Source organism: Hyphomicrobium album, assembly GCF_009708035.1.
Classification (GTDB): domain Bacteria; phylum Pseudomonadota; class Alphaproteobacteria; order Rhizobiales; family Hyphomicrobiaceae; genus Hyphomicrobium_A; species Hyphomicrobium_A album.
In genome coordinates this window covers 625,465-647,420 of sequence record NZ_WMBQ01000002.1, presented here as the reverse complement: position 1 = coordinate 647,420, position 21,956 = coordinate 625,465, and the positions used below count along the sequence as shown (strand labels likewise).

Here is a 21,956-nt window from a genome sequence, read left to right as displayed (position 1 = left end):
TGCCGCGATGGCGCTGGCCGCGCCGCGACGACTTTTACGTCCCCCAGCCCGTGTTGAAACTCTGGGAGAAGCTACCGCCGGCACCCGCTTGGTTGACGGTCTTCTTCACGTGGTTCGCGAAGACGCATAATCGCAACATGCAAATCATCGGCGGCTGGATCGCCGACGTTTTGCCCAAAGGCCTCTACGCCCGCGCGCTCATCATCATCATCGCGCCCATCGTCGTGCTCGAGGGCGTCGTCGCCTTCGTGTTCATGGAGCGGCATTGGCAGGCGGTGACGCGACGCCTGTCGGAGGCGACGGCACGCGACATCGCCGCCGTCATCGACATCTACGAGGACTATCCGAAGAAAGACGAGTACAGCCAGCTCATCGAGATGGCGCGCGACCGTCTCAACCTGTCGATGCAGGTGCTGCCGCCCGGCGACCTGCCCGCACCTCGGCCGAAGCCGTTCTTCGCGCTGCTCGACCGGGCGCTGTCGGTCGAGATCCGCCGCCAGGTGCAGAAGCCGTTCTGGATCGACACCGTCGGCCAGTCGCGCCACGTGGAAATCCGCGTCAAGCTCGAGAACGCGATCCTGCGCTTCGTCGCCACGCGCTCGCAAACGTACGCGTCGAACTCGCACATCTTCCTGTTGTGGATGATCGGCTCGTCGGTGATCCTGCTCACCGTCGCCATTCTCTTCCTGCGCAACCAGATCCGTCCGATCCTGCGGCTCGCCGAGGCGGCAGACGCCTTCGGCAAAGGGCGCCGGGTACCGGACGACTTCCGTCCGCGCGGCGCCCGCGAGGTGCGGCAGGCGGCGACGGCGTTCCTCGAAATGCGCGACCGCATCACCACGCACGTCGAGCAACGCACCACCATGCTCGCCGGCGTCAGCCACGACCTGCGCACCATCCTCACCCGCTTCAAGCTGGAGCTGGCGCTGCTCGGCGATACGCCCGAGGCGCTCTCGCTGCAGGCGGACGTGCGTGAGATGCAGGACATGCTCGAGGATTACCTTGCGTTCGCCAAAGGCGACGGCGGCGAGGAATCCGCGCCGACCAATTTGCGCGAGCTACTCGAGGAGGTGGAGGTCGAGGCGCAGTACTTCGGCACGCCGATCGAGCTCAAGATGCGCAAGCGGCGCGAGGACCTCGTGCTCCCGTTGAAACGGCAGGCGTTCAAGCGTGCGGTCACCAACCTGGTGTCGAACGCGGCGCGCTTCGGCGATCAGATCATCATTCGCGGCGCCGTCGAAGGCCAGTGGGTGCGCGTCGAGGTCGACGACAACGGTCCCGGCATCCCGCCCGACGAGCGCGCCAACGTGTTCAAGCCGTTCTACAGGCTCGACCACGCGCGCAACCAGGACGAGGGTAACACCGGTCTCGGCCTCGCCATCGCCCGCGATATAGCCAAGAGCCACGGCGGCGACATCACGCTCGGCGAAAGCTCGATGGGCGGCCTGCGCGCCGTCATCTCCGTCCCGCTGTAGAGCCCTACGACAGAGCGCCGGGAGGAACGGCGGCGGCCGGATCGGCGTCACCCGGGGCCGCGCCCGATGCTGGCTTCGACCGATTGCGGAAAGTCTCGCAGCACGACTTGAACGCGCTGCACAGTTTCGCCGTCACATCGTCGATCGACTGCAACGCGCGCTCGCCGCGGCGCAGATGCCGGTCGAGGGCCGCCATCGTCTTCGCCAAACCCGGATCGTCGTCGGAGAGCCAGGTGCGATAGACCGAAGCGTAGACGGCGGCGAGGCCCGCGGCACGCGCCTGCCCCTCCAGACCTTCAGCCCGGATACCCGCCGCGCGCAGCATCCACGCCTGTGATTGTCCGACCGCACACGCGACCGACGGATCGAGCGTCCAGGACGCCGCGATCGACTTCAGCGCCGGCTTGTAGGCGGCGAGCACGTCGAAACGGCTCATGATCACCTCGAACAGCGCATCACGGGCCGGCTGCGTGCCCGTGCGATGCGGCGCGCGCGCCAGCACTGCGTCATCGACCATGCGCACGAACGCCGCGAGCGCGTCGGACTTGCCGTTGAACTCGCGCCGCACGTCGACGAGGCTCACGCCGGCGGCCTCGGCGATGTTCGCCAGCGTCACCTCCCGCCAGGGGCGCTCGGCGGCGAGCTTCAGCGCAGCGGCGACCAGCCGCCCGCGAATGGTGAGTTGGTCCAGCATGGCCTGCTCCCGTGTTGTCCTTCGAGACACGTAGGTAGCGGAAGGCGCGGCCAAAAGGTTGAAGACGCGGATCACCGGTGACGACCAAGGCGAAATCCGCCCGAGGCTACAAATACTTGAGCTTTGATCGCAGCAAACCCGCGCCCCTCTTGAGCCGCGGCAAGACGCCGGGCCGGGAAAAATTCCCGTGATATTTCGCATAGTTGGCCGCACACGAACGCGTGAGCGCGGCAAACTGGGGCTTGCCATATGTGTAACAGTATATCATAACTGAAAACACGGTGCGACGCGGGACGGCGCCTTACGCGCAACCGGCTCTGGGACCTATCCTCCTTGGTTTCCGAGCCGTTGGTGCCCACCGCCCACCAAATTTGCCTGGGCCCGCCGGGGCTCACGCCCGCTCAGGCAACGCAAGAGACGCGGCCGCACATTGGCTCCAGGGCTCTCCCGCTCATTTCGCCAAGTCGCGGCCGCGTTTCGTTGCCGCCGCCACGGCGGCCGTCATCAACTTCTGCAGGCCGTCCACACCGCCAAGAACCTCGAGCGCCGCCGCCGTCGTCCCGCCGGGCGACGTCACGTTCTTCCGAAGTTGCTCGGCCGAAAGATCGGATTGCTCGAGCAGCGCGCCCGAGCCCGCAACGGTCGCGCGCGCGAGTTGCGCGGCGAGCTTGGCATCGAGCCCTGCGGCCCGGCCCGCCTCGGCAAGGCACTCGGCCAGCAGGAACACGTAGGCCGGTCCCGATCCCGACACGGCAGTCACCGGATCGAGCAGAGCCTCATCGTCCACCCAAAGCACTTCGCCGACCGCCGACAGCAGGTCATCGGCGAACGCGCGCTGCACGGGCGTGACCCGCTTGTTAGCAACGGCGACCGTGATCCCGCGGCGGATCGCGGCCGGCGTGTTCGGCATCGCCCGCACCACCGCAGCGCCCGGCATGAACTTCTCGAAGCTCGCCAAGCGTCGCCCTGCTGCAATCGACACGACCAGCGTATGCGGCCCCGCGAGCTTGGCGAGACCCGGCAGCACCGCTTCCATGATCTGCGGCTTGACGGCGATGAGGATGACGCCCGGAGGCTGGGTCAGCTCGTCGATGAACGGCAGCACGTCGATGCCGTTGTCGGCGAGTAGGTCTCCGACAGCCGGCGCGGGATCGGGGTCCTGCACGATCACGGTGCGCGGATCGAGCCCGCGGGCGAGCAATCCTTCCAGGATCGCTCCACCCATCTTGCCGGCACCGGCCAGCAGCAGCGGACCTTGTGAGGTGAACGTCATCGGCGCCCCGCTTCTGCGGGCGACGTGAGCGCGCCCGCGTTGTTAGGCCTGGCCTTCGGTCTCGAACATCGTGGAGACCAGTGCCTCGCGGCTCTGCTTACCCGCCCAGACCACGAACTGGAAGGCCTGATAGTAGCGCTCGCAGGCCTCGAGCGCAGCATGCAGCATCGCTTCGCATTGCGCGCTCGTGGCGACGGAGCCGTTGAGCAGCAGCGCGTGGCGGAACATCACGAGGCCTTCGCCGGTCCACAGGTCGAAGTGGCCGAGCCAGAGCTGCTCGTTGATCTGCGCCACGAGCTTGTACATTTCGTTGAGCCGGTTCTCCGGCACGCGGAAGTCGAACGCGCAGGCGACGTGCAGCGCCTCGAGGTCGTCGCGCCAGTTGAGCGAGACGTGATAGTCGGTCCACGTGCCGGCGATCACCAGCGTCAGCTCGTCGTCGTTCGTGCGGTCGCAAGACCAGTCGTGCGCGGCGGAGAGCCGCTCGATGAGATCGATAGGGTTGGTCACCCGGCCGTAGCCCACGTGTTCAGCCGACATGCTTCGTGGATCCCTCTATAGGTCTCGCGGTCTTTTTTCGTAGTCGATACAAAGCTACGCGACACCACAGAGCGACGAATGCAATCAACGGTCGCGACGAAAACAGACGGGACCACGAGTCGCAAGTTCGCCCCGGCCTTGTCCACGGCCAATGTGCCGGCAATTGAACGATTGGCGACTCACGCGGTGCCGCGCTGCGCGAGTTGTGTCTCCAGCGCGAGGATGCGCGCTTCGAGGCGCTCGTTCTCCGCGCGAGCCTTCTCGGTCATCGCCTTCACCGCCTCGAACTCCTCCCGGCGCACCACGTCCATGTCGCGAAGGACTTTCTCGCCCTGCGCCTTGAAGAACGTCTCGGCCTCTTTCCTGAGGCCATCGGCCGCGCCGGCGGCATCTGTCATCAACTTGGCAAACTCGTCGAGGAAGCGATTGGTCGTCTGGGTCATGGCATCTACCTCCGCGGAGCTGCGCCGCATGCATTGGACTGTGCTGGAGGTGGGGACTATGAGCGGCAGCGGCGAGCCGTTCAAGACAGCCACGGCCCTTGACAGCCGTCGCGCCTGCCGAAATCGTGCGGCGCCCATCACGGGCGTCTACGCCGTAATCCCAGGGGAGCGGCCGCACCGCGCCGGCCGAAGCATTGCATGAACCTGCTGACAACCCTGTGGACGATTCCGTTTCCAAACATCGACCCCGTTGCCCTGCAGATCGGACCGGTGGCCATCAAGTGGTATGGCCTTGCCTACCTCGCCGGCCTGCTGCTCGGCTGGCTATACATTCGCCGCCTGCTGTCCGAGCCTTACCTATGGGCCAATGACCGGCCACCGTTCGAGGCGGCCAAGGTCGACGACTTGCTCCTCTACATCACCGCCGGCGTCGTGCTCGGCGGGCGTCTCGGCTTCGTCATTTTCTATGAGCCGAGCTACTACCTCGAGAACCCGCAAGACATCATCGCCGTCTGGAAAGGTGGCATGGCGTTCCACGGGGCACTCGTCGGCTGCCTCATCGCCATTTGGGCATTCGCGCGCCGCAACGGCGTCAATCCATGGAGCACCGGCGACCTCGTCACCGCGGCGGTGCCGATCGGACTGTTCTTCGGACGCATCGCCAACTTCATCAACGGCGAGCTGTTCGGCCGGCCGACGACGCTTCCCTGGGGCATGGTGTTCCCCGAGGCCGCCTTCCACTACCCGAACGTCGAGCCGACCCCGCGCCACCCGAGCCAACTCTACGAGGCGGCACTCGAAGGCCTGCTGCTCTTTCTCGTGCTGCGGCTTCTCACGCACTACTTCGACGCGCTGAAGCGTCCGGGCGTCGTATCGGGCGTGTTCCTCGCCGGCTATGCGCTCGCCCGCTCGACCTCCGAGCTGTTCCGCGAGCCGCACTTTGCGCACGCCTTCAACATCGGTCCGCTGACGCCCGGCATCGTCTACTCCATTCCCATGCTGCTCGCCGGGCTCGCCGTCATCTACCTGGCGCGCACCCGCGACTTGAAGTGAGCGGCGACGCACAGCGCGCGCCGACGCCGCTGGCGCAGAAGCTCGCCCAGCGCATTGCCCGCGACGGCCCGATCGGCATCGCCGCCTACATCGAAGCCTGCCTCCACGATTCCGAGCACGGCTACTATCGCCGGCAGCTGGCCATCGGCCGCGCCGGCGATTTCGTCACCGCGCCGGAGATCAGCCAGGCGTTCGGTGAGCTCATCGGGCTGTGGTGCGCCGTCGTCTGGCAACAAATGGGCTCGCCCGCGCGCCTGCACCTGATCGAGCTGGGGCCTGGTCGCGGCACGCTGATGCGCGATGGGCTGCGTGCGGCGCGGCTCGTGCCGGCGTTCAACGCGGCGCTCGCCGTCACGCTCGTCGAGAGCAACCACGCGCTGGAACAAGTCCAGCGCGAGACCCTTGCCGTCGAGGGCGTCGCCATCACCTGGGAGCGCACCATCCCCGCCGGCGACACGCCCACCATCATCATTGCCAACGAGTTCGTCGACACGCTGGCTGCGGACCAATGGGTCTGCCGCGGCGGCACGTGGCACACGCGCTGCGTCGGCGCCGATGCAGACGGGAACCTCGCCTTCGTCGATGGTCCGCCCGTCGCCGGAGCCGTACTGGCACCGGAGCTTCCGCCGCCCACGGAAGGCGACATCTTTCAGCCGCCCGCCGCGGCCCTTCCCGATCTTGCCGGCGCCCTCGCGACCGCGGGCGAGCCCTGCGCCGGTCTCCTCATCGACTACGGGCACGACCGGCCGAGCTTCGGCGACACGCTGCAGGCCGTCGCCGCGCATCGCTACATCGACCCGCTCGCCGCACCGGGCGAGACGGACCTGTCGCTGCAGGTCGACTTCGCCGCCCTCGCCGCAGCCCTGCACGATGCCGGTCTTGCCAGCGACGGGCCGGTGGCGCAGGGCGAGTTCCTCGGGCGGCTCGGGATCGTCGAGCGCGCCTCGCGGCTGATGGCGGCCAATCCGGCAAAGGCGGCTGAGATCGAAGCGTCCGTCGCCCGGCTGATCGCGCCGCACGGCATGGGCACCCGCTTCCGCGTCCTCGGCTTCCGCGGCCCGGCATTGCCACCACTTCCGGGGCTCGCCCCCGTGGACATGCCGGGTAGCGCACCTTAAGTGCTCAGGCCATGCTGAAACCCATCGAAGCTGCGGCGCTCGCCCGCCTGCCGAACATCCGCCACGGGTTCTTCACCCGCGCCGGTGGCGTCTCGGAGGGTCTCTATGTGGGCCTCAACTGCGGGCCAGGGTCGGCCGACGTGCCTGCCAACGTCGCCGAGAACCGTGCCCGGGTTGCACGCCACCTCGGCGGCAGCCACTCCGACGTGACCACCGTGTACCAGGTGCACAGCGGCGACGCCGTCGCCCTCGGCGCCCCGGTCGATCCAAACGCCCGTCCCAAGGCCGATGCCATCGTCACCGCGACCCCGGGTCTGGTCATCGGCATCCTCACCGCCGACTGCACGCCCGTCCTCTTCGCCGACCCTGAAGCCGGGATCGTCGCCGCTGCCCACGCGGGCTGGCGCGGCGCCGTCGCCGGGGTGCTCGAGGCGACCGTTGCAGAAATGGAGAAGCTCGGCGCCGCGAGAAATCGCATTGTCGCGGCCATTGGACCCTGCATTAACCAAGTTTCATATGAAGTCGGCCCAGACTTCGTAGCAACCCTTCTGGAAAGTTGCGCGAGCAACGAAACGTTTCTGGCTCGCAATAGTCCGGAGGAGCGGGCACATTTCGACTTGCCGGGATTTGTGGCCAAACGGCTGCAGGACTGTGGTCTCGGCGGGGTTGAGAGGCAGAGCCCGTGCACGTACGTGAACGAATCGAAGTTCTTCAGTTTTCGGCGCTCTCAGCACCGTTCAGAGGGGGATTACGGACGTCAAATCTCCGCCATTGTCGTGGCGTAATTGCACAATCCACAATGGCGTCTTGCGTTTTGTTCGGCGAAATACGCTCGAACGCCTAAACGCTCGGATTCGATCTGGACGTGGCCTGGGTGACTGGTTAGACGATTCTTAGAGAGGTACCGGTCATTAAGGAGAGTAAGGCCGCAGGGTATGTACGCCGGCCGCCGGAAGAAACAGCGGGACTCAACGGGGGAGCGTCGCCGTGACGACCTTTGATGCTGCTGCGGCTTGGCAAAAAAAGAAGCCACTAGCGTCCGCACTATTTGCGGGGTTGCTGGCCTTCGGACTCGCAGGATGCGAGACGGCCAATTCGCTCACTTCGCTATTCAGTTCGTCGGGCGGTGAAGCCCCGACGGCATCCGTCGCGAGCCCGCCGCCGATGGCGGCGACTGCGCGCGGCGCCCAGTTTGCCATCGCGCCCGTGATCGGTCCGCCCGAGAACGTGTCGGGCGAACTGCGCAATCAGCTCATCTCTGAACTCGAGCGCCAGAACATCCGCGTCGCCAAGACGCCCGACGAGAAAGCGGAGTACACGCTCCGCGGCTACGTCGTGTCATCGCTCGAGAAGAAGGGCAACAAGTCGAAGGTGTCCTACATCTGGGACGTCACCGACGCCTCGGGCAAGGGCGTCCACCGCGTGAGCGGCGAAGAGACGGCCCCTGCCGGCAAGAGCAAGGACCCGTGGACGGCCGTCACGCCGCCCCTCGTGCAGACGATCGCTTCGAAGACGGTTACTTCGGTCACCGCCTGGATGCCGGGCGGCGGCGCGGCCGTTGCGAGCGCCGGAACTGCCGGCGGCATGGTGCAGACCGCGGCGGCGACGCCGGGTGCCTACACCGCGCCGACGCCCGCCAAGCAGATCGTTACGGGCAGCACCGGCGGCAAGGTGAAGGCCTTCGTGCCGACCGTAACCGGCGCTCCCGGCGACGGCAGCTCGACATTGCGGGCAGCGCTCCAGCGTGAGCTGACGCGCAGCAACGTGACCCTCGCCGAGGCGCCATCGGCCGACAACTACATCGTCGAAGGCAAGGTCGTGATGGGCCCCGGCAAGGACGGCAAGCAGCCCATCACCATCGACTGGAGCGTGACCGACCCCTCTGGCAAGAAGCTCGGCACCGTCTCGCAGAAGAACGAGGTTCCGCAGGGCTCGCTCGACGGCTCGTGGGGCAAGACGGCCGACGCCGCGGCAGCCGCCGCAGCCCAGGGCATCGTCAAGCTCCTGCCGCAGCCGACGCAGACGACCAGTTCGAACTGAGTTCACACGGCGCTAAGACGCCGCGTCAAAAATCCGTCGTAACTTGAGGGCCCCGCCGTTTACAGGTGTGGGCCCTCTTGCTAGAAGCGCCCGGCGAACGGCTGTGGAGGCGTACATGCCTTTCGATCCCCGTCCAGAGGGTCGCACGACCCCGACGATGAAACTCGTCGCCGGCAACTCCAACCGCCCTCTCGCCGAGGCGATCGGCGCGCACCTGAAGCTGCCCCTCACCAAGGGCCAGGTGAAGCGCTTCGCCGACATGGAGATCTTCGTCGAAATCCAGGAGAACGTCCGCGGCCAGGACCTCTTCGTGATCCAGTCGAACTCGTTCCCGGCGAACGACAACCTGATGGAGCTGCTGATCCTCATCGACGCGCTCAAGCGCGCGTCGGCAGCCCGAATCACCGCCGTCATCCCTTACTACGGCTACGCCCGCCAGGATCGCAAACCCGGTCCGCGCACCCCGATCACCGCCAAGCTCGTCGCCAACCTGATCGAGCGCGCCGGGGCCGACCGCGTTATGACGCTCGACCTGCACGCCGGGCAGATCCAGGGTTTCTTCGATATCCCGACCGACAACCTGTTCGCCGCGCCGGTGATGGTCCGCGACATTCAGGAACAGCACAAGGGCAGCAACCTGATGGTTGTCTCGCCCGACGTCGGCGGCGTGGTGCGCGCGCGTGCCCTCGCCAAGCGCATCGAGGCGCCCATCGCCATCTGCGACAAACGCCGCGACCGACCCGGTGAATCCGAAGTCATGCACGTCATTGGCGATGTGAAGGGCATGCGCTGCATCCTGATCGACGACATTGTCGATTCCGGCGGCACGTTGGTGAATGCCGCCGAAGCGCTGCTGAAGCACGGCGCCGTCGAGGTGATGGCCTACATTACGCACGGCGTACTTTCGGGTGGTGCGGTCAGCCGCATCCAGGCCTCGAAGCTCAAGTCGCTCGTGATTACGGATTCGATCCAGCCGACCGCCGCCGTGCTCGCCGCCAAGAACATTCGCGTGCTGTCGATTGCGCCCTTGATCGGCGAGGCCATCCTGCGCACCGCGCGCGAGGAAAGCGTCTCCAGCCTCTTCTACTGAGGCGCAAACCTCAGCGCAGCTTGCTCCAATCCGGTCGCAGGCGCGGCATGCCATTGCGGTCCGTTTGCAGCCATACCGAAAAGTCCGGCATGTCGCGGTCGACGAGAAGCTGGGTCTCTGAGGCTTCATCCTCGATACGCTCGATGAGCTCGCGCGCAAACATCGGGAACAGGGCGTCTGAAGGTCCGCCGCAGCCTCCGTCTCGCCCAAGGATGAGCTGCGGACTATCGATGTGCTCCTGATGGATGCGCCAGTAGGCGGGTCCAGCGCTGCAGCGCTGCGGTCCCTCGGGCTGGTAGATCACGGCGCCATATCCGTCACCGGCTTCGATCCAGACCATGGTCGACGATCGATAGATGGCGAGCGTTTCCGCCGACACGTTCTCGGCGTGTCCCCATAGCGTGACGAACTGCCGATCCGTCGGTGCCAATTCGATGGCCGTAGTCATGCGCGAGTCCTGCAGCCTCAGCGGCCCCGGACCCGACAGCGCCGCCTTCAATTGAGGATCGAGCGCAAACCCTAGCCGCAGCTCCGCCGCCTCGAGCACGCTTTTGGATTGGGGTTGATCAAAAACGAGCCCAAGGTCTTCGCCAGTGCCTTGCCACCCGATCTCGGCGAGGAGCTTGTCGACGCCGCTCCTCAGGCTGGCGAGTGACGTAGCGGGGGGCGCATGGCGCAGTGGTGAAGTCACGCCATCGACGGGGACCAGATCGAAGGTCCGCTCAGGAGCACCCAGCATCGCCGCGATCATCGGCATCCGCTTGCGCGCGAGCGTAAGCTTCCTGGCATCACGAGGAACGGCTATGCGCACCTCGATCGGGTCGCCAACCTCGCCCGACACCGTAAAGCGGCCAACCTCCACCGCATCCGCGAGGACCGTGTAGGCGCCGTGGACCGTCACTTGAGGATTGGCGAGGATCAGAAGATCGAATGCAGCCGCCGGCATGGGAGACTCCAAAAGGAAATCTTTGCCCTCCTCATCACTGCTTCTCACCAGCCCTCGCTGTGCCGCTGGGACTTGCGTTCGCGGCACAAATCGGTTTGCGGGCGCAGTGTGGGGCCGATGTGCCTTCAGGCCTTGTCGAGCGGGCCGTGGTCGTCGCAGTGGTCCCCGTGCAGGTGATGCAGGTGACCGTCGACGAGATAGTCGACGTGATCGCCATGCGGCACCGCCTCGTGCCCGCATCCGGGTCCGTGCTTGTGCCCCGGCTCGTGCCCCTTGCAACGATGCTCGGGCGTGCAGCGGTCCGGGTTCTTGTCTGAGACCTCGATGGCGTGCTCGTCGACGTGGTCGCCGTGCATGTGATGCAGATGCCCGTCGTGCAGATAGTCGACATGGTCCCCGTGGCGCACAGCGGTGTGCCCGCAGTTGGGGCCGTGTTGATGCGAGTGATTGGCGTGATGTGGTTCCTTGCACGTCGACATGGTGGCCTCCCTGCGCGTGTCATTGGCGCCAAGCTACGTCGCTTCGGCGCCAATGACCACCCTCAGTTCAGCTTGACGATGCCGAAGGCGCGCACGCTTGCGCCGGGCTGCAGCACGTCCTCGCGCCGCTTGAACGACGTGTGATCGAGCACCTCCTCGTCGGCGAGGTTTTCACCCTTGATGCCGATCGTGACTTGCGAGGCCGTGCCGTCCGGCGCCTTGACGTCGGTCGTGTAGCTCAGCTCCGCCGAGACCAGCGTGTAACCGGGCGTCTCGATCTCGTTGAGGCCAATCTGGTCTTGGGCGAACGCGTGCAGGAGCCCGACGCGCGCCAGCCAGGCCGCGTCGTGGTAGTAGACGCCCCCGCCGAGCCGGTGCGGAGGGATGCGCGGGACATTCTCGCCATTCTCGAACTCGGCGCGCACGAAGTCATACTGGCCGTCGATGCCCCAAATGCCGTTCCAGACACGCCCCACATCGAGTTGCGCCGCAAGCTCGGCGCCATAGAACGTCGCGTTGCGCTGCTGGAACAGCACCTGATCGAACTCCTCGTCCGTCGGCACCGTCGGCGGGCACTCGGCAAGCGTCGTCCCGCAGGTGACGCCGGTGAGCTGCCGGTAGATGAAGCCGTAATAGCGCGTGTAGTAGGCCGAAGCGTCGAAGCGAAAGCCTCCATGCGCGCGCTTCAAGCCGGCCTCGACGGTGGCCGACTTCTCTTCGGTGAGGAACGGATTGCCGATCTCGAAGGTGCCCGTTGCCTCGTGCATACCTTTGGAGAACAGCTCCGCCGCATCTGGGGCGCGCTCGACGTACTGGCCATTAAGACGCGCTTCGACACCCGCCGGCAATGCATGGAGGAGCCCTACGCCGCCGCTCACCGGCGCGAACGAGCGCTCGCCGGCAAACACCGCGGGCGCAAGCGGATCGGTCACATCCGCCCAACCCGTTCCGTCGACCGCCGTGTGCTCGACGCGGGTCGCCGCCTGCAGGCGCAGTTGTCGCGTGACCGCCAGCTCCTCGAACCAGAAGGCGGCGACGCTCTGCGTCTGCGCCGGTTCGAGCAGAGAATCTCCTTCGAAGCTCTGGCCGCGCGTGTCGCGGTTGTCGACGTGCACGCCGACGGCACCGCTGATCTCGCCCAGGCCGGTCATGAACGGCGCGTGCTGGATCTCGACGCGCGCCTCCTGTTCGCGATTGGTGAAGCGCGAGCCCACCTCGAACTCGGTATCGACTGTCGGATCGTGGATGGCGAGCTCGTCATGCGCATAGTCGGACGCGCCGAACCAGAAACGTATGGCGTCGACACCTGAGCTACGCACGCGCCATTCGCCCTTGGCCATGAACTTGTTCTGCTCCATGTCGATGCGCGGATTGACGCCTTCCTCGGCCTCCTCGCCGGGGATGCCGTAGAGGCTGGCAAAACGCGTGAAGGAGACGCCGACGAAGCCGTCGGTGCCGATCAGCGAGGTGCCGATCGACGCGCCCTCGCTTTCGACGAAGCTGTTGAGCACGCTACCGCGTGGAGACTGATAGTCATCGGCGCTACGCTTGAAGCCGTCGGCATGCACGGCGACGCCGCCGGAGCCGGCCGTAGCGCTCAGCGCCCCATCGGAGCCGTCGTCGACCGATGTGAACCCGCCGACGATGCGGCCGGTGAACCCACCTTTGGGAATGAACGTCGGGATGCGCTCGTTCTCGGCCGCCACGACACCACCGATGGCTTGGCTGCCATAGCGCAGCGTTGCCGGTCCGCGGACCACCTCCACACGATCGGCCGCCAGCGGGTCGAGCGGGATTGCGTGGTCCTCGGAGATGGCGGCCACGTCATGCGTGCCGATGCCGTTCTCCTGCGTGCGCACGCGATAGCTGTCGAGGCCGCGGATGATCGGCCGGTTGGCGCCCGGCGCGAAGTTGGTGCCGGCGATGCCGGGCTTCATTTCCAGCGTGTCGGTGATCGTGGCGCCGCCGCTGGCCGCGAACTCGCGCGCCGTCGCCACCGTCACCGCGACGAACGACTGATCATCGACGATGGCACCGGGAAGCGGCTGCAGTTCCACGGCCGGTAGCGGCGCGGAGGGCGCTTCTGCCGGCTCGCCGGAAGCCGGCGCCGTGCTCGTCGACTTGTGCTTGGTCTTCTTCGGCTTGGCGACGGGGCTCGCGGTGGTCACGGTGACCGCCGGCAATTGCACCGTGTCCGACGCCTGTGGCGCCGCCGGCTGCGCCTGTCCCTGTGCCGATTGCGCCTGTGCCGGCGCGGCCTGCATCGCCACAGCCACGGCTGCAGCACCCAACGCTACGCATACTTTCACTGAACGCCCCCGAGAATACGCTTTACGGATGTTATAATATCCGCATATTAACCGTGGTCAAGGGCTTCGCGCCGAAGCGGGGTGCCGTGGCGGTAGCAACGAAGGACGTTACGTGATGCAGCGTGTTGCGAACGACACAGCGGCATGGGTGCACGGCGCGATTACCAAGAGCGCGGCGCTGGCCGGCAACGCCTCAACGCGTCGTGCGGGCGATGCACTCACGGCAGTGACCGCGCAACTCGAGCGTCATGCGGTCGACGGCGAACTTAGCCTTGCGCGCCCACGCAGCGAGCCGATCGACGGCCGCCGGCTCGTCGAACTCGCTGACGGTGCCGCAGTCGTTGCAAATGGCGAACACCGCCGTCTCGCCCTCGTGGCTCGCATGCCGGCAAGCGACGAATGCGTTGAGCGATTCCAGACGATGCGCTTGCCCATCGGCGATGAGCCGGTCGAGCGAGCGATAGACCGTCTGCGGCGCGAGGCTCGCCTTGCTGCGCAGCTCCTCGATCAGCTCGTACGCGCTCACCGGGCGCCCGACGTCGCGCAGCGCCTCGACGATCATCTTGTCCTGCTCGGGGGCAGGCCGGCGTTTGGCCACCTTGCGAACCATCAGGCGATCCCGGCTCTTCGCGAATGTCTCAGTTCGGATATTATAACATCACGATCAAAACAGGAGCAAAAACATGCAGCTCGGTAAGCGTCTCCCGGTAACAGTACTGTCTGGTTTTCTCGGTGCAGGCAAGACGACGCTGCTCAATCATGTGCTGAACAACCGGGACGGCCGGCGCGTCGCGGTCATCGTCAACGACATGAGCGAGGTGAACATCGACGCGGCGCTGGTGCGCAACGGCGGGGCGAACCTGTCCCGCACCGACGAGACGCTCGTGGAGATGTCGAACGGCTGCATCTGCTGCACCCTGCGCGACGACCTGCTGACCGAGGTGCGGGCGCTCTCCGCGAGCGGCCGCTACGATTACCTCCTCATTGAATCGACCGGCATCGCCGAGCCGCTCCCCGTCGCCACCACCTTCGAGTTCCGCGACGAGGACGGCCGCAGCCTGTCGGATGTCGCGCGCCTCGACACCATGGTAACGGTCGTCGACGCCGCCAATCTCCTCAAGGACTACCGCTCGGAGGACTTTCTCACCGACCGCGGCCAATCGCTCGGGCGGCATGACGAGCGCTCGCTCGTCGGCCTGCTCACCGAGCAGATCGAGTTCGCCGACGTCATCGTCCTGAACAAGATCGACGTTGCGACGCCGCGCGAGATCGAGCTGGCGAAATCGATCATTCGCGCCCTCAACGCCGATGCGCGCATCATCGAAACGACGCGCGGCGTGGTCGCCATCGACGCCATCCTCGACACCGAGCTGTTCTCCTTCGAGGCGGCGCACAGCCACCCGCTCTGGTACCGCGAGTTGGCCGGCTTCAAGGATCACGTGCCGGAGACGGAGGAATACGGCGTTTCGAGCTTCGTCTACCGTGCGCGCCGCCCGTTTGCCCCGGCGAAGCTGCACGCCTTCTTCAACAAGCCTTGGCCCGGCGTCATTCGCGCCAAGGGTTTCTTCTGGCTGGCGACGCGGCCAGCCTGGGTCGGCGAGTTGAGCCAGGCCGGGGCGCTCGTCCGCCACGAGGCCGCCGGCTACTGGTGGGCGGCGGTGCCCAAGGCCAAGTGGCCGGAGGACGAGGAACTGCGCGCCCGCATCGACAAGGCCTGGCACGCCCTGTGGGGCGACCGGCGCCAGGAACTCGTTTTCATCGGTGTCGGCGACATGGATAAGGGCGCCATTGTCGAGGAGCTGGACGACTGCCTGCTGCCCGTGCCGGAGAGCGGGCCGCTGGACCCCAAGTCCTGGACATCGCTGGACGATCCGTTCCCGCTGTGGCAACGCCAATAGGCGCAATCCGGCAGGCCCGGGCCTGATCCGGCCCTGCCCCGGGCAATTGCCAAGCACCTGATCCGCCGCTATAACCCGCGCCATCTCAAGCATTTCAGCATGAGACGGCGCCCGGCACCCTTGGAGGCCGCGTCGATCAACGGGCCGCAAGGCCCGCAATTTTTTGGAGAAGTGTCCATGGCTCAGCAACCGATCGAGCTGAAAGCCACGGCGCGCCCACGTGCCGGCAAGGGGGCCGCACGCCAAGCTCGTCGTGAAGGAAAAGTTCCGGCTGTCATCTATGGCAACGGCGAAACGCCGCTGACCATCGTCCTCGACTACAACGACCTGTGGAAGCAGGTCATCAAGGGTCACTTCACCTCGACCGTCCTCGACGTTGACGTCGACGGGACGAAGAACCGCGTCATCCCGCGCGACCTGCAGGTCGACCCGGTCAAGGACCAGCCGATCCACGTCGACTTCATGCGCATCGGCAAGGACGGACGCATCCGTGTCGAGGTTCCGGTCCGCTTCATCAACGACCAGCTCTCGCCCGGACTGAAGCGCGGCGGCGTTCTCAACATCGTCCGCCACGACATCGAAGTGATCTGCCCGTACGATCACATCCCGCTCTACTTCGAGATCGATCTTACCGGCCTGGAGATCGGCCGCTCGATCCACATCTCGGCGGTAACCCTGCCGAAGGACGCGGAGCTGACCATCAAGGACCGCGACTTCACCATCGCCACCATCGCCGGCGCCGTGAAGCAGGAGGAGGAAGTTCCGACTGCCGCAGCCGCCGCAACTCCGGCCGAAGGCGCTGCTGCGGCTCCCGCCGCTGGCGACAAGGGCGCTGCGGCTGCCAAGGGCGGTGCGGCTCCGGCTGCCGCCAAGGGCGCTGCCGCGCCGGCTGCCAAGGCCGCTGCTCCGGCCGCCAAGAAGAAGTAATACGCACACGGCAGGCGGGCGCGACGGTAAGAGCGCGCCCGCCTTCTCTTTCCTCGCCGGGGCAAGTCCATGAAGCTGTTCGTCGGACTGGGTAACCCAGGCGCGCAGTACGCCCGCCACCGCCACAACGTCGGCTACGTTGCGCTCGACCGCATCGCTGCGGCGCACGGCCTCGGCCCGTGGCGGAAGCGCTTCCAAGGCGAGACGGCGGAAGGCACCCTCGGCGGCGAGCGCGTCGTGCTGCTGAAGCCCACCACCTACATGAACGACAGCGGCCGCTCCGTCGGCGAGGCCGCGCGCTTTCTCAAAATCCCCGTCGAGGACATCTACGTCTTTCACGACGAGATCGACCTCGCCCCCGCCAAGCTGAAGGTGAAGGCAGGCGGCGGCAACGCCGGCCACAACGGCCTGCGCTCCCTCACCGCCCACCTGGGCAATGAGTATAACCGCGTGCGTATCGGCGTCGGCCATCCGGGCGCCAAGGACGCCGTCGCCCATTACGTGCTGCGCGATTTCGCCAAGGTCGAATATACTTGGCTCGACCCGTTGCTCGACGCGATGGCCGATGCCGCGCCGCTTCTCGCCAAGGGCGACAGCGCCCGCTTCCTGTCACAGGTCGCGCTCAAGACCCGTGACGCCGAGGAGGCACCCGAGGAGCGCGAGCCGCCGCCGCCGAAGAAGGCGGCGCCCTCACAGCATCCGGCCGGCGAACGAGCGTCAAAACGCGCCGGTGCGCTCGCCGAGAACCTGAAAAAGTGGCTCGCCGGCCGCACCGACAAAGAGTAAGCCGGGGCCATCGCTTGATCCACCAGCCGTGGCGCTCTAGATGCGGTTTTGTGTAAGGACTTGGGAGTTAGCCATGAACCTCGGCCGCGGCCTCGCACCATTCGTCTTCGCGCTCGTGACACTGACCGCAAGTATCGGCGTGCGGGCAGAGGCGCCGATCGCCACGCCGCCGGCCGTGCAGGAGCTCGCCGGTCAACACCCCGCCGAGTACTACAAGCGCGCCGGCGAGTTGCTCCAAGCCGGCAAGAATGACGATGCCGTATTCGTCTTCTACCTCGGCCAGCTACGCTATCGCACCTTCCTGCTGGCAAATCCCAAAACAGAGGACCCGACCCTCTTCGCGACACTGTCGCAAGTCACCGGCAAGCCGATCAATCAGTATGCCTTCGGCGATATTCCCGGCTTGGCGCGCACGATCGATGCGGTCCTCGCCTATGATACAGCCAATCCCGACACGTTTGGCTCTCAGGCCGGATCCGCCGCCGCGCATGCAAGCGTCCGCGACGGCCTCACGGCAATGAAGGCAAAGATGCTCGCCGAGGCGGACCGGATCCGCGCCAGTCGCACCAAGACCGGACTGGAGAACCGCTAGCGTCGCTCATCCAGCACCTAGTCGCCTTGCCATAACAGCCGCGAGCCGCCATTCCCGCATGACAGCAATCATCTCCATCAAAGACCTGTCGAAGACCTACGCCGGCGGCTTCCAGGCCCTGAAGGACATCAACCTGGACATCCGCCGCGGCGAAATCTTCGCGCTGCTCGGCCCCAACGGCGCCGGCAAGACGACGCTCATCTCCATCGTCTGCGGCATCGTCAATGCCACGACCGGCTCCGTGACCGTCGATGGCGGCGACATCCGCAAGGACTACCGCCGCGTCCGCTCGATGATCGGCCTCGTCCCGCAGGAGCTGACCACTGACGCCTTCGAATCCGTATTCAACGCCGTCTCGTTCAGCCGCGGCCTCTTCGGAAAGGCGCCCAACCCCGCCTACGTCGAGAAGGTGCTGAAGGCGCTGTCGCTGTGGGACAAGAAAGACAACCGCATCATGACGCTCTCGGGCGGCATGAAGCGCCGTCTGTTGATTGCCAAGGCGTTGGCGCACGAGCCGACCATCCTCTTCCTCGACGAGCCGACCGCGGGCGTCGACGTCGAGCTCCGCAAGGACATGTGGCAGGTGGTGCGCGAGCTGCGCGCCACCGGCGTCACCATCATCCTCACCACGCACTACATCGAGGAAGCCGAGGAGATGGCCGACCGCGTCGGCGTCATCGCCAAGGGCGAGCTGATACTTGTCGAGGAGAAGGCCGTGTTGATGGCCAAGCTCGGGAAGAAGCAGCTCGTGCTGCAGCTGAGCGAGCCGCTCGCCGTCGTTCCGGAAACCCTCGCCCCGCACGCGCTTGAGCTGTCGACCGACGGACGCGCGCTCACCTTCACCTACGACACGCACGCCGGCCGCACCGGCATCACCGCGCTGCTCAACGACATGCGCACCGCGGGCATCGGGTTTGCCGACCTCAACACGACGCAGTCTTCCCTGGAAGACATCTTCGTCGATCTCGTCAGGAGCAAGAAATGAACCTGCACGCGGTCAAAGCCATCTACGCGTTCGAGATGTCGCGCGCCTTTCGCACGATCATGCAGAGCATCATCTCGCCGGTGCTGTCGACGTCGCTCTATTTCATCGTCTTCGGCGCGGCGATCGGCGGGCGCATCGCGCAGATCGACGGCGTCAGCTACGGCGCCTTCATCGTGCCGGGGCTGATCATGTTGCAGCTCCTCACCCAGTCGATCGCCAACGCTTCGTTCGGCATCTACTTCCCCCGCTTCACCGGCACCATCTACGAGCTCCTGTCGGCGCCCATCTCGCCGCTCGAGATCGTGCTGGGCTACGTCGGCGCCGCGGCGACGAAGTCGCTCATGCTCGGCCTCATCATCCTCGCCACGGCGGCCCTGTTCGTCGATCTGCACATCGCCCATCCGGTGTGGATGCTGGCCTTCATGGTGCTGACGGCCGTGACCTTCTCGCTTCTGGGCTTCATCATCGGCATCTGGGCCGACGGCTTCGAGAAGCTGCAGGTCATCCCGCTGCTGATTGTGACACCGCTGACATTTTTGGGCGGCACGTTCTACTCGATAAAGATGCTGCCGGAGTTCTGGCAGACGGTCACCCTGTTCAACCCTGTCGTGTACCTGGTCAGCGGATTCCGCTGGAGCTTCTATGAAATTTCCGACGTGAACGTCGGCGTCAGCCTGGGCATGACGTTCGTTTTCTTGATCGTCTGCCTCGCCATCATCTGGCGCATCTTCGCCACCGGGTACCGGCTCAAAGCTTGAGCACTTGTGCGCCGCAGCTTGCGTACACACCACGCTCGGGTCAGTGTGGGCGCGGGCCGGGGTGACCGGACAGGTTGGGATCGCCAGGGGAGGCGCACGTGGAAGGGATCATCAATTCCATAGTTCAGTTTCTGCAGCAGGGCATCGCTGCAATCTTCAAGTTTCTGCAGCTGGTCTGGACCTGGTCGTTCGGCCAGATCGTCTCCGTTTTCTCGTCCGACTGGCAGTCGCTGCCGATCTGGAAGATCGTGATCCTCATCATCGCCCTCGGCGCCATCGCCTACATTCTCTACAAGGCGTTCATGGTGCTGTGGTCGGGCGTCGTCGCGCTGTTCCACGCCTTTGTCGAGTTGCTGGGCAAGTTCGTTTCCGTGATGCCGCAGATCGTCATTGCCGGCCTCATCGCCTTCGCCGCCGGCTACGTGATCCAGCACGTAAACTTCTAGCGTCGCTGCACGCTGGGCCGGCGCACGTATCGCCGGCCGCGGCGCCACACGACGCGGTGCCGCGCTGCTACCGCCACGTCAGGGGAAACAATGCCGCAAGACCTGATGACCAATCTCTCCTGGTACATCGCTGGCGCATTCGCCGTCGGCTTTGTGGTGGCGTGGATCGCGTGCGGCAACCCGGAAGCCGCGGCAGCTGCCGCGCTCGTGCGCGAGGAGGAGCGGCGGCGCGGCGTGCTCGGCTGGTTCTGGCGCGGCTACCGCGCCTACGACAGGGGCGCCGGCTGGTGGGATCGCATCTCCTGGTTCCTGGGTCTCTTCAAGACCAACGCCGGCGTTGCCATGCTCGTCGCCACGACCGGCGCCGCGGCGACCTACGGCGCCGTCGAAATCCACAAGCGTGTCATCGAGCCGTTGAAAGTCGAGACGGCTGCCGTCAACCCGCAGGCGGAGGTGCGCCAGACGCGCAACTCCACCGTCTTCGCCATCGAGGGCAAGGACAAGGCCGGACGGCACGCCGCCTTCGACGTCGTCGTCTTGAACAAGAGCTTCCTGTGGGTGCGCGGCAGCGCCGAGGACCTCGAGAAGGACGGCGTGACGATCCCGCGCGATCAGGTCGCCGCCGCCGTACTCGACGACGAGGTGAAGAACGCGCTTGCCGACGCCAAGGAAGTGATCACGGTCGGCACCGCCTCGCAGGAGGGCAATGCCGCCGACGAGGTGGCCCGCGCCGAGCGCCGCGCCAAGCAGGCGGCGACGCTGGTGTCGGGCGCCGTGACGGCCAACATACCGATCTGGACGCTCAACCTCGGCCAGTACCGCGACCCGTGCACCAACTGCGAGACGGGCGGCACGAGCTGGCAGCGGCCGTTCATCGTCATCGCGGTGAAGGAAGCCGATCCCGATACCAACATCGGGGAAGCGCTCGCCGACGCCATGAGCGGCAAGGAGAAGCTGCCGAGCCCGGCGAGTTATTCCGCCTTTACGCTCACCCAGTTCCGCTAGTCTCTTTGTAGCCGGTGCCGTCCGGCGCTTGCGCGTTCATGTAATATTGTTACGCTTCTCCGCTCATGAGAGGAGCGCCACAGATGCCCGAGACCCCTAGCGCCCACGGTTGCTCGCTTGCCCTGCAGCGGATCGTCAGCGATTTCGCGGCCGACAGCGGCACGATCCACTTCCTCGGTGACGACGGCATGCTGCACCTGGCGGCGGCGAGTGCCGGCATGCCCGAAGCCGTCGTCGCCATCATCCGCACGATCCCGGTCGGCAAGGGCATGGCCGGGCTCGCGGTGGAACGCGCCGAGCCGGTCAACGCCTGCAACATCCAGACGGACAATTCCGGCGACGTGCGCCCGGGTGCCAAAGCCACCGGCCTCGCCGGCTCGATCGTCGTGCCGATCTTCGACGGCACCGAGGTCGTCGGCGCCTTGGGCGTGGCCAATCGAACCGAGCGCACGTTTGCCGAGAGCGAGATCGCCCAGCTGATGCACGAGGGCCGGCAGCTCGCGGCGCTGCGCGGGAATGGAGCGCGCGCGGGCTAGGCTTTAGCGGGACGATTTGCCGACCGACGAGCGCCGCCCGCCATAGTGCTTCGCGGCCGCGCCAATACCTTGCCTGCCGGCCAGATACTGATCCAGAATGCATCGCTGCGCGTTAGCCTCGTGTAACCGAGGAGCATGGCGGTGACCAAGCTGACTGCAACGGCGATCGCGATTTGCGCTGTGCTGCTCGCCCGCCCGGCGCATGCCGAGGCCGTCTACGAGTTCGTGAAGCATTGCCATGACGAGAAGCTAGGCCACTGCTTCAATCGCATCGGCACGCGGCTGAGTAGCCTCAACACTGGCACCAACCGGCGTATCTGCCTGCCGCGGAGCTTCGGTGGCACAATGGTCGAAAGCGGCGTCATCCCGGTGTCGTTGCTCGAGCACGTGCGGTTGCAGCTCTCCGCGGCCCGCTTCGGCGACGCCGGCTCCGATGTGGACTCCGTCATCGCCCGCATCGTCAATGGCATCTACCCGTGCGATCTCGCCGCCAAGGGCCGCGGATCGCGGTAGGACACAACAAAGTCACCCGAAATGCTGGGAGAGCGCCCCAGCGTACCCGC

General features: G+C 66.0%; 24 protein-coding genes. 16 read left to right on the top strand and 8 right to left on the bottom strand.

The genetic code is table 11. From position 1 onward, the window contains the following. The first annotated feature begins 137 nt into the window (after positions 1–137). Positions 138–1,475: an ATP-binding protein gene (locus tag GIW81_RS15205; RefSeq protein WP_154740795.1), complete on the top strand. Its 1,338-nt coding sequence runs from the start codon at positions 138–140 to the stop codon at positions 1,473–1,475. Positions 1,476–1,479: 4 nt separating this feature from the next. On the opposite strand, the gene GIW81_RS15200 is transcribed toward GIW81_RS15205, so the two are convergent. From GIW81_RS15200 to GIW81_RS15185, 4 genes are all read right to left on the bottom strand, one after another. Next, complete coding sequence (locus GIW81_RS15200) at positions 1,480–2,169, bottom strand: TetR family transcriptional regulator (protein ID WP_195930588.1); 690 nt, start codon at positions 2,167–2,169, stop codon at positions 1,480–1,482. A gap of 451 nt (positions 2,170–2,620) precedes the next feature. Then, positions 2,621–3,442: a pyrroline-5-carboxylate reductase gene (gene proC, locus GIW81_RS15195; RefSeq protein ID WP_154740201.1), complete on the bottom strand. Its 822-nt coding sequence runs from the start codon at positions 3,440–3,442 to the stop codon at positions 2,621–2,623. 42 nt (positions 3,443–3,484) lie between these two features. Continuing rightward, positions 3,485–3,982, bottom strand: a complete 498-nt coding sequence (locus GIW81_RS15190) for a type III secretion system chaperone family protein (protein ID WP_154740200.1) — start codon at positions 3,980–3,982, stop codon at positions 3,485–3,487. A 179-nt stretch (positions 3,983–4,161) separates the two neighbouring features. Next, positions 4,162–4,425, bottom strand: a complete 264-nt coding sequence (locus tag GIW81_RS15185; protein ID WP_154740199.1) for an accessory factor UbiK family protein — start codon at positions 4,423–4,425, stop codon at positions 4,162–4,164. A 198-nt stretch (positions 4,426–4,623) separates the two neighbouring features. Here GIW81_RS15185 and lgt point away from each other — a divergent pair, with 198 nt between their 5' ends. The 5 genes from lgt (at position 4,624) to GIW81_RS15160 (ending at position 9,726) form a co-directional block, all read left to right on the top strand. Continuing rightward, positions 4,624–5,478, top strand: coding sequence for a prolipoprotein diacylglyceryl transferase (gene lgt, locus GIW81_RS15180; protein WP_195930587.1), 855 nt, complete (start codon positions 4,624–4,626; stop codon positions 5,476–5,478). Then, positions 5,475–6,596, top strand: a complete 1,122-nt coding sequence (locus tag GIW81_RS15175; RefSeq protein WP_324615062.1) for a class I SAM-dependent methyltransferase — start codon at positions 5,475–5,477, stop codon at positions 6,594–6,596. Before lgt ends, GIW81_RS15175 begins: the two co-directional genes overlap by 4 nt. 11 nt (positions 6,597–6,607) lie before the next feature. Then, complete coding sequence (gene pgeF / locus GIW81_RS15170; RefSeq protein ID WP_154740198.1) at positions 6,608–7,381, top strand: peptidoglycan editing factor PgeF; 774 nt, start codon at positions 6,608–6,610, stop codon at positions 7,379–7,381. Positions 7,382–7,760: 379 nt separating this feature from the next. Next, positions 7,761–8,636: an LPS-assembly lipoprotein LptE gene (locus tag GIW81_RS15165; RefSeq protein WP_229309327.1), complete on the top strand. Its 876-nt coding sequence runs from the start codon at positions 7,761–7,763 to the stop codon at positions 8,634–8,636. Between the two features lie 157 nt (positions 8,637–8,793). Then, on the top strand, positions 8,794–9,726 hold the full coding sequence (locus GIW81_RS15160; protein ID WP_154740791.1) for a ribose-phosphate pyrophosphokinase: 933 nt from the start codon (positions 8,794–8,796) through the stop codon (positions 9,724–9,726). A 10-nt stretch (positions 9,727–9,736) separates the two neighbouring features. Here GIW81_RS15160 and GIW81_RS15155 read toward each other — a convergent pair whose 3' ends face one another. From GIW81_RS15155 to GIW81_RS15140, 4 genes are all read right to left on the bottom strand, one after another. Then, complete coding sequence (locus GIW81_RS15155) at positions 9,737–10,672, bottom strand: hypothetical protein (RefSeq protein ID WP_154740197.1); 936 nt, start codon at positions 10,670–10,672, stop codon at positions 9,737–9,739. A 125-nt stretch (positions 10,673–10,797) separates the two neighbouring features. After that, positions 10,798–11,151 (bottom strand): hypothetical protein, encoded by a 354-nt coding sequence (locus GIW81_RS15150; protein WP_154740196.1) that lies wholly within the window; start codon positions 11,149–11,151, stop codon positions 10,798–10,800. 62 nt (positions 11,152–11,213) lie between these two features. Continuing rightward, positions 11,214–13,460: a TonB-dependent receptor gene (locus tag GIW81_RS15145; RefSeq protein WP_324615061.1), complete on the bottom strand. Its 2,247-nt coding sequence runs from the start codon at positions 13,458–13,460 to the stop codon at positions 11,214–11,216. A 193-nt stretch (positions 13,461–13,653) separates the two neighbouring features. Beyond that, positions 13,654–14,070: a Fur family transcriptional regulator gene (locus GIW81_RS15140; protein ID WP_154740195.1), complete on the bottom strand. Its 417-nt coding sequence runs from the start codon at positions 14,068–14,070 to the stop codon at positions 13,654–13,656. A gap of 73 nt (positions 14,071–14,143) precedes the next feature. Between GIW81_RS15140 and zigA the strand changes: the two genes are divergently transcribed. The 10 genes from zigA (at position 14,144) to GIW81_RS15090 (ending at position 21,906) form a co-directional block, all read left to right on the top strand. Then, complete coding sequence (gene zigA, locus GIW81_RS15135; RefSeq protein ID WP_154740194.1) at positions 14,144–15,358, top strand: zinc metallochaperone GTPase ZigA; 1,215 nt, start codon at positions 14,144–14,146, stop codon at positions 15,356–15,358. Between the two features lie 177 nt (positions 15,359–15,535). After that, positions 15,536–16,285 carry a 50S ribosomal protein L25/general stress protein Ctc gene (locus tag GIW81_RS15130; protein WP_154740193.1) on the top strand — a complete coding sequence of 250 codons (750 nt, stop codon included), beginning with the start codon at positions 15,536–15,538 and terminating at the stop codon, positions 16,283–16,285. Positions 16,286–16,354: 69 nt separating this feature from the next. Further along, on the top strand, positions 16,355–17,071 hold the full coding sequence (gene pth / locus GIW81_RS15125) for an aminoacyl-tRNA hydrolase (protein ID WP_154740192.1): 717 nt from the start codon (positions 16,355–16,357) through the stop codon (positions 17,069–17,071). 73 nt (positions 17,072–17,144) lie between these two features. Beyond that, complete coding sequence (locus GIW81_RS15120; protein ID WP_154740191.1) at positions 17,145–17,663, top strand: hypothetical protein; 519 nt, start codon at positions 17,145–17,147, stop codon at positions 17,661–17,663. Positions 17,664–17,721: 58 nt separating this feature from the next. Next, on the top strand, positions 17,722–18,648 hold the full coding sequence (locus GIW81_RS15115) for an ABC transporter ATP-binding protein (protein ID WP_154740190.1): 927 nt from the start codon (positions 17,722–17,724) through the stop codon (positions 18,646–18,648). Then, the gene (locus tag GIW81_RS15110) at positions 18,645–19,406 is read left to right on the top strand and encodes an ABC transporter permease (protein ID WP_154740189.1); all 762 of its coding nucleotides are present in this window, start codon (positions 18,645–18,647) and stop codon (positions 19,404–19,406) included. The genes GIW81_RS15115 and GIW81_RS15110 overlap by 4 nt, the downstream gene beginning before the upstream one ends. 98 nt (positions 19,407–19,504) lie before the next feature. Further along, positions 19,505–19,852 (top strand): hypothetical protein, encoded by a 348-nt coding sequence (locus tag GIW81_RS15105; protein ID WP_324615060.1) that lies wholly within the window; start codon positions 19,505–19,507, stop codon positions 19,850–19,852. Positions 19,853–19,942: 90 nt separating this feature from the next. Beyond that, a complete protein-coding gene (locus tag GIW81_RS15100) occupies positions 19,943–20,857 on the top strand; it encodes a LapA family protein (RefSeq protein ID WP_154740187.1) in 915 nt (304 codons plus the stop codon). Positions 20,858–20,940: 83 nt separating this feature from the next. Then, positions 20,941–21,393, top strand: coding sequence for a GAF domain-containing protein (locus tag GIW81_RS15095; RefSeq protein WP_195930585.1), 453 nt, complete (start codon positions 20,941–20,943; stop codon positions 21,391–21,393). Between the two features lie 141 nt (positions 21,394–21,534). Beyond that, the gene (locus tag GIW81_RS15090; RefSeq protein WP_154740185.1) at positions 21,535–21,906 is read left to right on the top strand and encodes a hypothetical protein; all 372 of its coding nucleotides are present in this window, start codon (positions 21,535–21,537) and stop codon (positions 21,904–21,906) included. Positions 21,907–21,956: the final 50 nt, after the last annotated feature.